This window comes from Mesorhizobium sp. WSM3859 (genome assembly GCF_002295065.1).
Classification (GTDB): Bacteria; Pseudomonadota; Alphaproteobacteria; order Rhizobiales; family Rhizobiaceae; genus Mesorhizobium.
The window spans coordinates 1-13845 of record NZ_NSGG01000008.1 but is presented as its reverse complement, the minus strand read 5'-3'; the positions used below and the strand labels follow the sequence as shown (position 1 = coordinate 13845).

Genomic DNA, 13845 nt, shown 5'->3' with positions numbered 1-13845 from the left:
GGGCTGATTTAGCCCAGGTCGATGTCGAGAATGGCCATCGAGAAATTATAGTCGCCGTCGTCCTCGTCCTTGAAGACGATGCCGAGAAATTCGTCGCCGACATAGACCTCGGCCGAGTCTTCCTTGCGCGGGCGCGCCTTGACCTGCAGCTTGGGGTTCTGGAAGACGCGCTTGAAATAGGCGTCCAGCTTTCTGATTTCGTCAGGCTTCAAAAGTCTTCTCCGAAATGTCGGCCTTGTTCGTGGGAACGCGCTTCTGACACGCCAACAATGGCCATGTAAAGGCAAGCCGGCAGGATAACATGGGAGAACAGCCAAGCGGAACTGGCGGCCCGTTCGGCCGCCACCGGTACGCGGTCGGTCAGATGTCGAAGCTGACCACGTGATCCATGCTCTGCGACGGCAGGAGTTGGTCCATCTGCCGCGAAGGCTGGTCGCAGCCGGTCTCGCCGACGACGCGCGCGGGCACGCCGGCGACCGTCTTGTTGTGCGGCACGGGCGAAAGCACCACCGAACCGGCGGCGATCTTCGAGCAGTGGCCGATCTCGATATTGCCGAGGATCTTGGCGCCGGCGCCGATCAGCACGCCGCGGCGGATCTTCGGATGGCGGTCGCCATTGGCCTTGCCGGTACCGCCCAGCGTCACCCCATGCAGGATCGAGACGTCGTCCTCGATGACGGCCGTCTGGCCGACGACCAGGCCCGTGGCGTGGTCGAGGAAGATGCCCTTGCCGATGCGGGCCGCCGGATTGATGTCGGTCTGGAACACGGAGGACGAGCGGCTCTGCAGATAGAGCGCGAAATCCCTGCGGCCCTGGTTCCACAGCCAGTGTGCCAGCCGGTGCGTCTGGATGGCGTGAAAACCCTTGAAATAGAGGACCGGCATGATGAAACGGTCGCAGGCCGGGTCGCGGTCGTAATAGGCCTGGATGTCGACGCGAACCGTGGTGCTCCAATCCTGGTCGTCGTCCAGCATCGCCTTGAAGGTCTGGCGGATGAGATCTGACCCGATGTCCTGATGCGCCAGGCGCTCGGCAAGCCGGTGGATCACCGCTTCTTCCAGGCTCTCCTGGTTGAGGATGGTCGAATAGAGGAAGGCCGCAAGCAACGGATCGCGGTTCACCGCCTCCATCGCCTCGTCACGGATCGATCGCCAGATCGGGTCGACCGGCTGCACCATGCTGGGGCGGGCAATCGTAATGCTGTTCATCGACGCTCTCCGGCCTTGCTCATTCTCCGGCGGCACATATAGGCCAGATCATAGCACGGTTGAACTCAATTTTCCTTAGTGTTCGTTCAAATGGACCTGGTTCACGTAAATTCAAGCGACGATGGAAAACGAACCCTTGCTCGGCGATCGTATTCGAAATCGCCGGTTCCTGCATCCTCGGCTCCCGCAACCTGATGCCGGAAGCCTATTGCGGCAGCGCTGTTCCAGCCTGCTCAGCCACCATGTAGGCGGCATACCAGTCAGGCCAGTTCGTGTCATATTGCCCGCCTGCGCGCTTCTCGTGCTCACCATGGGCAGCGGCCGCGCGACGCAATGCGGCGGCAAGCTCGGCCGACGACGCGAACGTCGTGTCGCGCGCATCGACGCGCCCGGGCAGGCGCTGGGTGATCTCCTGCAGCAGCCAGCCATTGCCGTCCGGATCGTTGAAGGTGACGAACGAGGAATAGCTGCGCCCCTCCGGATGCCGACCGCTGACCGCGGGCTGGCCAGGGCCGTTGCGATGGAACACCTCGCTCGCCGCGACACCGTGCGCGACCAGCTCGGCATGGGCCGCCTCGATGTCAGACACGATGAGATAAAGCACTTTTGCCGAGCCGGGCGCCGCCGGCGTCAGTCCCTTGCCGAAATGGATCGAGCATGGTGAGCCGGGTGGCGTGAACTGCACAACGCGGAACGTGTCGCCGACGACGAAATCAGCGTCGAGCCGCCAGCCTAGCCCTGCATAGAAATTCTTGGACCGATCGACATCCGAGACGGGGATGACGACAGCCTCCAGCTTCATGTCGATCGTGCCTGGTTTCGCTTTCTCGGTGCTGGTCATGCCAAACTCCTCCGGTTTGAGTGACGCGGCAGCTTCCAGCCGTCTTGTCGTTTGGTCAACCGTTTGCGATGGCGGCTGGCGTTTGCGGCAGCGCTGGGCGACATTCTCCCTTGCCCGCGGTCACGCGAGGCTCCCTGGAAAGGCCAGCCATGCAGGAACCCTTGATCGACGAAGCGCTAAAAAGCGAGCTTGCCGCGCTCTATAGCGCCGAAGAACGCCACTATCACGGCCTGGCTCACATTGAGGCGATGCTGGCGCTGGCTGAAGAATACCGGGGCCTGCTCGACGATCCGGAGGGCGTCGAAGCGGCGATCTGGTTCCACGATGCCATTTACGACAGCCGCGCCAAGGATAATGAGGCAAAAAGCGCTGAACTGGCCGAGAAAAGGCTCGCCGGGCGCATCGATCCCCACCGCCTCGCCCGCATAGCGGCGATGATCAACGCCACCGCCACGCACCAGTTGCCACCTTTCCGCGACGAAAACGCGCTCAACGATGCCGCCGTTCTGCTCGACATGGATCTGGCGATCCTCGGCGCCGAGCCTGCGGCGTTCGATGCTTACGAAAAGGCGGTCCGGCTGGAATATGGCTGGGTGGAAGAGCCGATGTGGCGCGCCGGCCGCTCAGCCGTGCTGAAAACCTTCCTCGCCCGTCCGCGAATTTTCCACACCGCCGAATTCCAGAAGCGTTTCGAAACACAGGCCCGCCATAACATCCAGCGCTCGTTGGCGGCACTGGAGGGTTGAAAGGGAACTTAGTCTGGAAAAGTTTCCATCCGTCGCGCATAGGCCTTGAAGCCGGCGCGCTCATAGACCGCCTGAGCGGCTGGGTGGTCATGCGTATCGGTGTGGAGCCAAACCCGCTCGGGCCGATGCGACCACGCCGCGCGCAACGCCCGGTCGAGCAAGAACGGCCCCAGCCGCTTCCCTTGAAAGGCCGGGACCAGTCCGAAGTGAACGAGCTCGACAGCCGGCCGCCCGACATGGTTGAACTCGCAGAAACCAGCAGCCCCGCCATCGAGGCGCAGCACGTGGATATGCGTGGCATCGTCGGCGAGCAGCGTTTCGAGTTCCGCTTCCGCCACGCGCAGCCGCTGGTCCCATTGCACCGGTCCGCCGACCGCGCGGTAGAGATCGAGATAGCTGGAAGGATCGAGCCTTTCGCGCGCCACGATGGCGCCGGGCAAAGGTGATGCACGCGGCGCGCCCTGCGGTGGCACGGACATCTCCATATAAGTGACGAGAAGATCGACCATTGTCAGGCGGAGAGCGAGTGCGCTCAGAGCGGGTTTTCGGCGTAGAATTCGAGCACGCGCTGCTTGAAGCTCTTGTCGCCGACGGCGAGCATGTGGTCGCGGCCCTCGATGTGGAACGCCCTGGCGTTCGGCATCAGGGCGGCGAGCTCGTCCGGCGAGCCGCCGATATCGTCCTTCGTGCCGACCGCGATCAGCGTTGGCTGGGCGATCCGCGCCATGTCGTCCTCGCTCAGCAACTCGCGCGACTTTGCGATGCAGGCCGCGAGCGCGCGCCTGTCGCTGCGCGTCTGGTCGGCGAAAGCGCGGAAGGAGCGGCCGCGCGGATGCGTGTTTTGCGAGGGATCCTCCGCCAGCAGCGCCGCCGCGATCGGGTCCCAGTCGCCGACGCCGTCGACCATGCCGATGCCGAGGCCGCCGAACACCAGCGTTGCGACCTTCTGCGGGTCGGAGAGCGCCAGGAAGGCCGAAATCCGCGCGCCCATCGAATAACCCATGACATGGGCGCGTTCGATGCCGAGGTGATCGAGCAGCGCGGCCGCGTCGGAAGCCATCTTGGCCGGCGTGTAATCGGCCTCGTCATAACTCTTCGACGACGAGCCATGGCCGCGATTGTCAAAGGCGATCGCCCGGTAACCGGCGTCGTTCAGCGTCTTGAACCAGCCCGGCGAGACCCAGTTCACGTAGTGGCTGGAGGCAAAGCCATGGATCATCAGCACGGGGTCGCCCTGCCCCGAGGCCGGCTGGCGATCGAGATAGGCGAGTTCGAAACCGTCATGCGAAAGGAATTGCATCGGCAGAAACTGCTTTTCAGTTGGATTGGGCGCCGATGGCCGGATGGCGCAGAAGATCGCCCTCCTTTATGCCGTCCTTGGCGGCGGTGCCTGCCTTCAACTCAAGCACGAAGCGCACCGGCTGTCCGGGTGAGATGATCGCCTCGGACTCGGGCTCGCCGCGCTCGATCGCCTTGATCCGGCCGTCCTCGCCGACAAAGACGAGGTCGAGAGCCATCGGCGTGTTCTTCATCCAGAAATCCACCTCGCTGGTTCTGTCGAAGACGAACAACATCCCGTGATCGTCGGCCATCGTCCGGCGAAACATCAGTCCCGCCTCACGTTCGGCGGAAGTGTCGGCGATCTCGATGGAGAAGGAACGCTCGCCCGAACCGGTCGCCACCACCAGCGGCGTCCGGTCGATGGGCAGCAGCATCGCATCCGCCGAACTCGGCCTCGCCACCATGAAACAGGCGGCGAAAACGATCGCGACGCAGAGCGCGCCCGCAGTCAGCCAATTGCGGTAAGCCATGGGGTACCTCGTCCAGACGCTCGTCCTAAACCATGATCCGCGGAAGTGGAACCGGTTTTCGGACAAGATGGTCACGTCGCGGCCAAGGGGCTCTTCGAGTGCGTCGAGAAGCCCTTAATGCGAGGCCGACAAGGTACCCATATCGGGGTGGATTTCGGCGGCCATAAGGCCTTTGTCGCCGCGCCCGAAGCGGACGAGCACGACCTGGCCGGGCCGGAGCTCGGTTATGCCGTAGCGCCGCAGCGTCTCCATATGGACGAAGATATCTTCGGTTCCCTCGCCCCGCGTCAGGAAGCCGAAACCCTTGCTGCGGTTGAACCACTTGACTAGTGCCCGCTCGAGGCCGCTCTCCGGGCTGACGGTAACGTGGGTGCGCTGTTCCTGCTCGGCCGGATGAACCGCCGTCGAGGCGTCCATGGACAGGACACGGAAAGCCTGCAACCCGCGCTCGCCCTGTTTCACCAGGCAGACGACCCGCGCGCCCTCGAGCGCCGTCTGGAAGCCGTCCTTTCGAAGACAAGTCACATGGAGGAGGATATCACCCGAGACGCCGTCGTCCGGAAGAATGAACCCGTAGCCCTTGGCCACGTCGAACCATTTGATCGCGCCGGCGATTTCGACAAGCTCGCCGGAGTCGCCGCCATTGTCCCGCTTCAAGGCGTCGTCAAGGCTTCCGTCCCGCCTCGTTAAAGAGGCTTTTTCCCCCATAAGAATGCCCCCTTTTTCCAACTGAACCGCAACTGATTCTTGCCAAGAGATTAACACTGCGGCTTCCGGGGTGTGCAAGGGCTGACGTGCCTTTTTTCACCGTTCAGCACCGGAAAGGCTGAAATGTTGTTTGCCGGCGCTTCCCAAAGACGATAGGCGGGCCCCAAAATCGACCCCGCCGCCGCTATTGTCGGACGATTGCCCTTTCGCTGGGTGGCTCCTATGGTGCCCGGCAACCCCAACAAGCCGAGGAAGCCGCCATGCGCTATCTGCACACAATGGTCCGCGTCGCCGATATCGACCAGTCGCTCGATTTCTACTGCAACAAGCTCGGCCTGAAGGAGGTGCGCCGCTACGAAAACGAGCAGGGCCGCTACACGCTGATCTTCCTCGCCGCGCCGGAAGACGAGCAGAGCGGCATCAACGAGAAGGCGCCGCTGGTCGAGCTGACCTACAATTGGGACCCGGAGGACTATAAGGGCGGCCGCAATTTCGGTCATCTCGCCTATGAGGTCGACGACATCTACGCCACCTGCCAGAAGCTGATGGACAGCGGCGTGACCATCAACCGTCCGCCGCGCGACGGCAACATGGCCTTCATCCGCTCGCCGGACGGCATCTCGATCGAGCTCCTGCAGAAAGGCCCGGCCAAGGCAAAGGCCGAACCGTGGGCTTCGATGGCGAACACGGGCGTCTGGTAAATCCGATCGGCCGCCGCTGGCGTTTCGCCAGATACCGCCTATCTACCGGGAATTGGCGCCAGCCTTATCCAGGCTGGCGTTTCTTCATCCGCCAGGAGAATTTCATGCCGACCAGCCGCGCCGATGTCGCCACCGAACATGCCAGCCGCTACCTGCAGCAGCTTTGCAAGCACTGGTCGCACAAATTCCCGGTCGAGTTCGACCCGCGCCACGGCGCCATCCAGCTCTCGATCGGCCGCACTGTGATGGACGCCGACGATCAGGCGCTGCACATCGCTTTGGCAGCCGACGATGAAGCTTCGCTGGACCGGTTGGAGACAGTGGTCGCCGACCACATCAAGCGCTTCGCCTTCCGCGAGGAATTGAGCTTCGACTGGCAAAAGGCCGCCTGACAATCGGCGATCAGCCGCCGGCTTTCCCGGCCATATCGCGCAACGCCAGGACGCTGCGCCAGTTGCGCGCCGTGCCCGGCACCTTCAAGGTGCGCGGGATCAGATTGGCGAACACCGATTTGCCGAGCCCGTCCGGCGCGTGCAGGTAAAGCACGTCGCCCTTGATTTCGAAGCGCTCAGGGCCGGTGCATTTGTCGGCGAGCCGCTGCGTCTCCTCGGCGGTCGGCTCTCGCTCCAGCGCATAGGCGTGCAGCTTGGTCGGGTCGCCGGCAATCCCGGGATAGGGATTGTCCTTGACCAGCCGCTCGAACCAGCCGGCATCGCGCACCATGATGCGCGAATGAAAACCCCACTTCTTGTCGAAGGCCGCTTCGATCTCCCTGGTCAGCGCCGCCGCGTCCTGGTTCTTCGCCCGGAACACGACGTTGCCGCTCTGCACATAGGTCGCGACATCGGTGAAGCCGAGGCCCTCGAAGAAGGCCTTGAGCTCCGCCATCTTGACGATGCGGTTGCCGCCGACATTGATGCCGGAAAACAGCGCAACGAAGACCGCGCTTTGTTTTGCGCTCATATGATGAAGCCCGCCAGCGTCTCGTTGTCGGTGATATCCTGATACTGCACGCCCTCGGCGTCGAAATTGGCCTTCAACAGGTCGAAATTGCGCCGGTCCTTGGTCTCGATGCCGATCAGCACCGAGCCGAAATTGCGCGCCGACTTCTTCAGATATTCGAAGCGGGCGATATCGTCGTCGGGACCGAGCATTTCGAGGAAATCGCGCAATGCGCCCGGCCGCTGCGGGAAGCGGATGATGAAGTATTTCTTCAGCCCCTCGAAGCGCAGCGCCCGCTCCTTCACGTCCGGCAGCCGCTCGAAATCGAAATTGCCGCCGGAGACGACCGCAACAACGGTCTTGCCCCTAATCTCCTTGCGTGAAAAATCCTTCAGCGCGTCGATCGCCAGCGCCCCGGCCGGCTCCAGCACCACGCCCTCGATATTGAGCATCTCGATCATGGTGGCGCAGAGCCGGTTTTCCGGAATCAGCCGGACGGCATCGCCGGTGAAGTCCTTGAGGTGGCGCAGCGGCTCGCGGCCGATCTCGGCCACCGCGGCGCCGTCGACGAAATTGTCGACCTTGGCGAGCTTGACCCGCTTGCCGCTGGCCAGGCTCTCACGCAGGCTCGGCGCGCCCGCCGGCTCGCAGAATACGAAGCGCGGGTCGCGATGCTGGTCGGCGAAATAATGGGTCACGCCCGCGGCAAGGCCGCCGCCGCCCACCGGCAGCATGACGATATCGGGCACGCGCCCACCCGGCATCTGCGCCGCGATCTCATAGGCTACCGTCGCCTGCCCTTCGATAATGTCCTTGTGGTCGAAGGGCGGCACCATATGCGCGCCGGCGCTTTCGGTGAATTCGAAGGCCGCGCGATAGCAATCGTCGAAGAAGTCGCCGACCAGCCTGATCTCGACGAAATCGCCGCCGAACAGCCGCGTCTTGTCGATCTTCTGCTGCGGCGTCGTCACCGGCATGAACACGACGCCCCTCTTGCCGAAATGGCGGCAGACGAAGGCAAAACCCTGCGCATGGTTGCCGGCCGAGGCGCAGACGAACAGCTCGGCATGGTTGCCGGCGGCAAGCGCCTTGCGGAAGAAATTGAAGGCGCCCCTGATCTTGTAGGAGCGCACCGGCGTCAGGTCCTCGCGCTTCAAAAGGATGCGGGCGCCGGTCTTCTTCGACAGATAGTCGTTCTCCTGGAGCGGCGTTTCCGGAAAGATTTCGCGGATCGCCTCAGCAGCAGCGGCAACGCGAGAAGAGAAGCTGTTCAACAGAAATCCCTCATTATGGCCTCGGCGGCAGGACGGACGTGGCCCCGTGCGGAAACCTTCCTGCCGCCGTTTTGGCTTTCGCGCAACACTTCGCCGACAGTCGCCCGGCGCGAAGCGGATTTCCGCTGGACACGACTTACTTTAGCCGCACTTCGCCTGTGGGGGAGTTTTTCGCGGAGGTGGACGGCCAGTCACGGCCGGAGTGGAAGTGCCAGCGGAAGTGTCGACGTGCGATTGAAGACGATTTTCATCATTGCCCTTGCGCTGCTGACGGCAGGCTGCGCGGGTCCCCAGACGCAGGAAATCCTGGGCAGCGTCGTCGTGCCGACCCAGGCGACCGAGATCGCGGGCAACCATTCGATATTCATCGCCACCACGCGCAAGCGGTCCGACGACCCGAACAAGGTCTTCGACGGCGAACGCTCGGCGACGCTGAACTATGCCCGCGTCAGCGTCACCGTTCCGCCCGTTCACCAGGTCGGCCAGATCGAGCGCCGCTCGCGCGGCAAGTCGGACGACCCGACGAAGTATTTCATGGCCTCGGAAGTCGTCGGCTACGACACGCAGCCGAAATTCACCAGCGCCCTAAACGCCGACATCGACGCCCGCGGCGGACGTGTGATGGTCTTCGTCCATGGCTACAACACCGGCTTCGACGATGCCGTCTACAGGCTGACCCAGATCGTCCATGATTCCGGCTATCCGGGCACACCGGTGCTGTTCTCCTGGGCTTCCGGTGCCAAGACCACCGACTATGTCTATGACAGGGAAAGTGCCGCCGCCGCACGCGATCAGCTGGAAGTGACACTGCGCATGCTGGCGCAGACCGGTGCCCGGCGCATCGACATCGTTGCCCATTCGATGGGAACCTGGGTGACGATGGAGACGCTGCGCCAGCTCGCTATCACCGGCGACCGCGATCTGAGCGGCAAGCTTGGCGATGTCGTGCTCGCCTCGCCCGACATCGATGTCGACGTCTTCAAGAGCCAGATGCGCCGTTACGGCAAGCCGGACAAGCCCTTTATCCTGCTCCTGTCGGACGACGACCGGGCGCTGCGGCTCTCCGGCCTGATCGCTGGCTCGCGGCCGCGCGTCGGCGACTATCGGGACGCCGCCGACCTCGCCTCCTATGGCGTCACGGTGGTCGACCTTTCCAAGATGAAGGGCAGCGACAGCTTCAATCACACCAAATTCGCCGACAACCCGATGATGGTGCAGATGATCGGCCAGCGGCTGCGCGAGGACGACGGCTTTGCCAGCGATCGCGACGTGACCGACCGCATCCGCCAGCTCGCCAGCCAGTAACGCGATTTGCGCGGCGTAGCCTTGCATTGACTTTAGAACTGGACCCGGCCGCGCTCTGGCTTTATCGGAATAGTCGGAGAGGTTTGCCGCCCTTGGGGGATCCCGGGTGATCTTGCGTGTTAGGATCGTGCTTGGCCTTGCGTTTGCGCTTGCCGTCAGCGGCTGCGCCGGCCAGAGCGCACATGACCTTCTCAATCGCAAGCCCGTTAGCGCGCCGGCCTCCGACATCGCCGCCACGCATGAGATCTTCGTCGCCACCACCCGCCAGCAGGCGACCAAGGATCCTCGCCAGGTGTTCGACGGCGACCGTTCGCTGACCACCAGCTACGCCCGCGTCGACGTCACCGTGCCGAAGATCCATCAGGTTGGCGCGATCGAGCGCGCCAAGGGCTCCGCCGACTCTAACCCCGCCAAGCAGTTCACGGCCACCGACGTCGTCCATTATGGCGACGCGCAGCAATTCGCCAAGGCTGTCAGCGCCGACATTTCCATGCGCGGCGACCGCGCTTTGGTGTTCGTGCACGGCTTCAATAACGGGTTTGACGACGGCATCTACCGGCTGACGCAGATCGCGCATGACACCAAATATCCCGGAACGCCGGTGTTGTTTTCATGGGCATCGAGCGCCAAGGCGACCGGCTATATCTACGACAAGGACAGCGCCAACGCCGCGCGCGACGATCTTGAGGCGACGCTGAGGATGCTCGCCAAAACACGCGTCAAGAGCATCGACATCATCGCCCATTCGATGGGCACCTGGCTGACGATGGAAGCTCTGCGCCAGCTCGCCATCACCGGCGACCGCGACCTCGGCGGCAAGCTCGGCTATGTCATCCTCGCCTCGCCCGACATCGACGTCGATGTCTTCAAGAAGCAGATGATCCGCTATGGCAAGCCCGACAAGCCCTTCGCCATCCTGCTTTCGGGCGACGACCGCGCGCTCAAGCTGTCGAGCTTCATTTCCGGCGACAAGCCGCGCGTCGGCGACTACGGCAACGCCGCCGATCTCGCGAGCTACGGCGTGGTCGTGGTCGACCTTACCAAGACCAAGGGCGGCGACGGCGGCTTAAACCATGCCAAATTCGCCGATAACCCGATCCTGGTGCAACTGCTCGGCGACCGGCTGCGCACGCCGGCAGCCCTGCGAGCGGGCGAACCTCAGGGAGCCGGGTTGGACAACATCGGCCAAGGGCTCGGCAAAGCCGTGGGATCTGTGGCCGAGGTGGTCATCACCACGCCGTTCAAGGTTCTGACCATAGCTACCGGCGGCGAATAAACAGTCGCCGGGCTGCACCCTATACGAACAGATCGACCTTCTGGAACGTCGTCACGTCGACAAGGCCGACATCCGAAATCCTGAGCTCCGGGATGACGACCAGCGCCAGCAGCGAATGCTGCATATAGGCGTTGTTGAGCGAGCAGCCGACCTTGCGCATGGCCTCTGTCAATTGCTCGGCCTTTGCCGCGACGATCTCGGCGCGTTCGTCCGACATCAGGCCGGCGATCGGCATCTCGACCAGCGCCAGTTCCTTGCCCTTGGAATAGAGCACCACGCCGCCGCCTACTTCGCCCAACCGGTTGACGGCCAAAGCCATGTCTTCCTTGTTGGTGCCGACGACGATGATGTGGTGCGCGTCATGCGCCACGCTCGATGCCATTGCGCAGTCTTCCACATAGCCGAAACCGGAGACGAAGGCATTGGTAACGCCGCCCGTGCCGCGATGGCGCTCGACCAGGGCGATCTGGCAGATGTCGTTGCGCCGATCCATGGCGACCAACCCGTCCTCGACGGGCAGATCGGCCTCCAGCGCCCGCGTCGGCGCCTGGTTCTCGATCACGCCGATCACCCGCGCCCGCACCTCGTTGGCGCCCTGCGGCGCCGCAATGTCGAAATCCCTCGCCGCGAGCTTCTTGCCGAGCTTGACAGTGTTCTTCGCGGATTGCGGATAGTCATAGGCGGGGATGTCGATCTCGAGCTTGCCGGCCTTCGCCAGCCTGACGCCGCGGCCATAGACCTCGTCTATGGCCATCTGGGCAAGGTCCGAAACGATCAGCAGGTCAGCCAGTCGCCCCGGCGCGATAGAGCCGATCTCGCGCTCCAGCCGGAAATGCTGCGCGGTGTTGAGCGTCGCCATCTGGATCGCCGTCACCGGCTTCAGGCCCTGTTGGATGGCATGCCGCACCACCCGGTCCATATGGCCTTCATGCACCAGCGTGCCGGAATGGCTATCGTCGGTGCACAGGATGAAGTGGCGCGGGTCGATGCCGCCTTCGGTCACCGCCTTGATCTGCGCCGCGACGTCGTACCAGGCCGACCCCAGCCGCAGCATGGCCTTCATGCCTTGGCGCACGCGCGCGATCGCGTCCTCGGCGCGTGTGCCTTCGTGGTCGTCCTCCGCCCCGCCCGCGACATAGCCATGGAACGGCAGGCCGAGATCGGGCGATGCATAATGCCCGCCGACCGTCTTGCCGGCCTTGACCGTCTCGGCGATCTCGCCCGACATCACCGGATCGTTGGCGGCGACGCCGGGGAAATTCATCACCTCGCCGAGCCCGATGATGTTTTCCCAGGTCATGGCCTCGGCCACGTCGGCGACCGTCAACTCGGCGCCGGCGTGCTCCAGCCCCGGCGCCGACGGCACGCAGGACGGCATCTGCACATGCACGTTGACCGGCATGGCAACCGCCTCGTCATGCATCAGCCTGACACCCGGTAGCCCGAGCACATTGGCGATCTCGTGCGGATCGATGAACATCGAGGTGGTGCCATGCGGGATCACCGCGCGGCAGAACTCCGTTACCGTCACCATGCCGCTTTCGACATGCATATGCGCGTCGCAGAGGCCGGGCACCAGATAGCGCCCGCCGGCGTCGACGACCTTGGTCCCCGGCCCGACGGCATGGCTGGCATTCGGCCCGCAATAGGCGAAGCGGCCGGCGGCGATCGCGATGTCGGTGCCGGGGATGATCTCGCCCGAATGGACATTCACCCAGCGGCCGTTGCGGATCACCAGATCCGCGGGCTTTCGGCCCGTCGCGACATCGACCAGATGTGTCGCCACTTCGGTCCAGGGCTTGGGTTTCGTCGGATTAGTGCGGCTTGCCATGAAAAACTCCTGTATGCCCGACTGTGCCAAGCGGGCGTAGTTTTGACCAGTTGGCAACACCAATTTGTTTTAATACAGAACCGGTCCGACAGATCTCTCCTGCGACGAAGCGAAATGGCCTAGACTGAAACCCGGACACCATTCAGGTGCGGAAGAGATGGCACAAACGATCCGGTTTGCAATTTTCGTGCTGTCGGCATGTTGCGCCGGCGTAGCCTTCTTCACCTTCCATTCGTTCTGGGCCTGGGCCGCACCGATCGCGCTGTTCATCGCCGGCTCGATGCTTGCCGAATATGCCTTCGGCCGGCTGGCCTCACACGAGGAGAAACGGCGCGACCTGGAGGATCGTGTGCGCAACCCACCGACGTAAACCACTGTTGCAGAGATGCAATTCCGTTCAGCGGCGAAAGGGGCTAGTCTTTCCCAAGGAGTCTTTTGGAACCGCCATTTCGGAGTGCTCGATGCGTCGACTGACGCTCGCCAGTGCCGGCTTTCTTGCCCTGCTGTCCGGGTCTGCCTGGGCGGCGGATCTGGGCGCTGATCTGCCGATGACCGCGCCTGGCTTCGACTGGACCGGCTATTATGCCGGCATGCAGGCCGGCTATGGCTGGGGCCGGTCCGACATCACTGTCGATGGCGGTCCGATCAAGCCCGACATCGACGGCGGTTTTGTCGGCGGCCATGTCGCCGGGCTCTGGCAGTTCGACCAGGCCGTGATCGGCGCCGAGGCCGATCTCAACTACGCCTCGATCGACGGCACCGCCGATGCCGCCCCGGGAAACACCTTCGGCACCGACGTCAAATGGTTCGGATCGGTCAATGCCAAGGCCGGCTACGCCGCTGATCGCGTGCTGCTCTACGGCATTGGGGGCGTCGCGTTTGCCGGCATCGAGACCTCGCAAGCGGCGGGCACCACCTTTGCCCGAACCCGCACCAGCACCGGTTGGACGCTCGGCGCCGGCGTCGACTATGCCTTGACCAACAATGTCGTCGTCGGCGCGCAATACCGCTACTACGATTTCGGCAAGGAGCATTTCGACGCTTCGGACACTTTCACGGAGCGCGACCAGGACGTGAAGCTGCAGACGCTGGGCGTGAATTTCAGCTATAAATTCTAACGTTTTCCGCCATCGCCGCGGCTCTGTCCGTTATTGTCTCTTGAAAATCAGGTGGCCGGCGCCCGCAGGGGGCGGGGGGGAAT

General features: G+C 63.4%; 17 protein-coding genes. 7 read left to right on the top strand and 10 right to left on the bottom strand.

Features of this window, described 5'->3' with window-relative positions:
• Positions 1-8: 8 nt before the first annotated feature.
• The 3 genes from CK230_RS17975 to CK230_RS17965 form a co-directional block, all read right to left on the bottom strand.
• Positions 9-212 carry a DUF3126 family protein gene (locus CK230_RS17975; RefSeq protein ID WP_042644432.1) on the bottom strand — a complete coding sequence of 68 codons (204 nt, stop codon included), beginning with the start codon at positions 210-212 and terminating at the stop codon, positions 9-11.
• A gap of 148 nt (positions 213-360) precedes the next feature.
• Positions 361-1209, bottom strand: coding sequence for a serine O-acetyltransferase (cysE, locus tag CK230_RS17970; RefSeq protein ID WP_095818495.1), 849 nt, complete (start codon positions 1207-1209; stop codon positions 361-363).
• A gap of 205 nt (positions 1210-1414) precedes the next feature.
• Entirely contained in the window at positions 1415-2050 is a 636-nt protein-coding gene (locus CK230_RS17965; RefSeq protein WP_095818494.1) for a VOC family protein, read from the bottom strand.
• 149 nt (positions 2051-2199) lie between these two features.
• Between CK230_RS17965 and CK230_RS17960 the strand changes: the two genes are divergently transcribed.
• On the top strand, positions 2200-2796 hold the full coding sequence (locus CK230_RS17960; protein WP_095818493.1) for a hypothetical protein: 597 nt from the start codon (positions 2200-2202) through the stop codon (positions 2794-2796).
• 8 nt (positions 2797-2804) lie between these two features.
• On the opposite strand, the gene CK230_RS17955 is transcribed toward CK230_RS17960, so the two are convergent.
• The 4 genes from CK230_RS17955 to CK230_RS17940 all read right to left on the bottom strand — a co-directional run bounded on the left by CK230_RS17955 (position 2805) and on the right by CK230_RS17940 (position 5315).
• Entirely contained in the window at positions 2805-3275 is a 471-nt protein-coding gene (locus tag CK230_RS17955; RefSeq protein ID WP_245429974.1) for a GNAT family N-acetyltransferase, read from the bottom strand.
• Between the two features lie 53 nt (positions 3276-3328).
• Entirely contained in the window at positions 3329-4096 is a 768-nt protein-coding gene (locus CK230_RS17950; protein WP_095818491.1) for an alpha/beta hydrolase, read from the bottom strand.
• A 16-nt stretch (positions 4097-4112) separates the two neighbouring features.
• Complete coding sequence (locus tag CK230_RS17945; protein WP_095818490.1) at positions 4113-4607, bottom strand: DUF192 domain-containing protein; 495 nt, start codon at positions 4605-4607, stop codon at positions 4113-4115.
• A 114-nt stretch (positions 4608-4721) separates the two neighbouring features.
• The gene (locus CK230_RS17940) at positions 4722-5315 is read right to left on the bottom strand and encodes a cold-shock protein (RefSeq protein WP_095818489.1); all 594 of its coding nucleotides are present in this window, start codon (positions 5313-5315) and stop codon (positions 4722-4724) included.
• Between the two features lie 260 nt (positions 5316-5575).
• On the opposite strand from CK230_RS17940, the gene gloA reads away from it, so the two are divergent.
• Together gloA and CK230_RS17930 are read left to right on the top strand one after the other, a co-directional pair.
• Complete coding sequence (gene gloA, locus CK230_RS17935) at positions 5576-6016, top strand: lactoylglutathione lyase (protein WP_095818488.1); 441 nt, start codon at positions 5576-5578, stop codon at positions 6014-6016.
• Positions 6017-6120: 104 nt separating this feature from the next.
• Positions 6121-6408, top strand: a complete 288-nt coding sequence (locus CK230_RS17930) for a DUF2218 domain-containing protein (RefSeq protein ID WP_095818720.1) — start codon at positions 6121-6123, stop codon at positions 6406-6408.
• A 10-nt stretch (positions 6409-6418) separates the two neighbouring features.
• Here the strand turns inward: CK230_RS17930 and CK230_RS17925 are convergent, their stop codons facing one another.
• Together CK230_RS17925 and ilvA are read right to left on the bottom strand one after the other, a co-directional pair.
• Entirely contained in the window at positions 6419-6979 is a 561-nt protein-coding gene (locus CK230_RS17925; RefSeq protein ID WP_095818487.1) for a DUF1697 domain-containing protein, read from the bottom strand.
• Positions 6976-8232 (bottom strand): threonine ammonia-lyase IlvA, encoded by a 1257-nt coding sequence (gene ilvA / locus CK230_RS17920; protein ID WP_095818486.1) that lies wholly within the window; start codon positions 8230-8232, stop codon positions 6976-6978. Before ilvA ends, CK230_RS17925 begins: the two co-directional genes overlap by 4 nt.
• Before the next feature lie 228 nt (positions 8233-8460).
• Between ilvA and CK230_RS17915 the strand changes: the two genes are divergently transcribed.
• Both CK230_RS17915 and CK230_RS17910 read left to right on the top strand, forming a co-directional pair.
• Positions 8461-9537 (top strand): alpha/beta hydrolase, encoded by a 1077-nt coding sequence (locus tag CK230_RS17915; RefSeq protein WP_095818485.1) that lies wholly within the window; start codon positions 8461-8463, stop codon positions 9535-9537.
• A gap of 106 nt (positions 9538-9643) precedes the next feature.
• Complete coding sequence (locus CK230_RS17910; RefSeq protein WP_095818484.1) at positions 9644-10813, top strand: alpha/beta hydrolase; 1170 nt, start codon at positions 9644-9646, stop codon at positions 10811-10813.
• Positions 10814-10832: 19 nt separating this feature from the next.
• On the opposite strand, the gene ade is transcribed toward CK230_RS17910, so the two are convergent.
• Entirely contained in the window at positions 10833-12644 is a 1812-nt protein-coding gene (gene ade, locus CK230_RS17905) for an adenine deaminase (RefSeq protein ID WP_095818483.1), read from the bottom strand.
• A 157-nt stretch (positions 12645-12801) separates the two neighbouring features.
• Here ade and CK230_RS17900 point away from each other — a divergent pair, with 157 nt between their 5' ends.
• Both CK230_RS17900 and CK230_RS17895 read left to right on the top strand, forming a co-directional pair.
• Positions 12802-13014 carry a hypothetical protein gene (locus tag CK230_RS17900; RefSeq protein WP_095818482.1) on the top strand — a complete coding sequence of 71 codons (213 nt, stop codon included), beginning with the start codon at positions 12802-12804 and terminating at the stop codon, positions 13012-13014.
• Between the two features lie 91 nt (positions 13015-13105).
• Entirely contained in the window at positions 13106-13762 is a 657-nt protein-coding gene (locus CK230_RS17895; RefSeq protein ID WP_095818481.1) for an outer membrane protein, read from the top strand.
• Positions 13763-13845 lie beyond the last annotated feature (83 nt).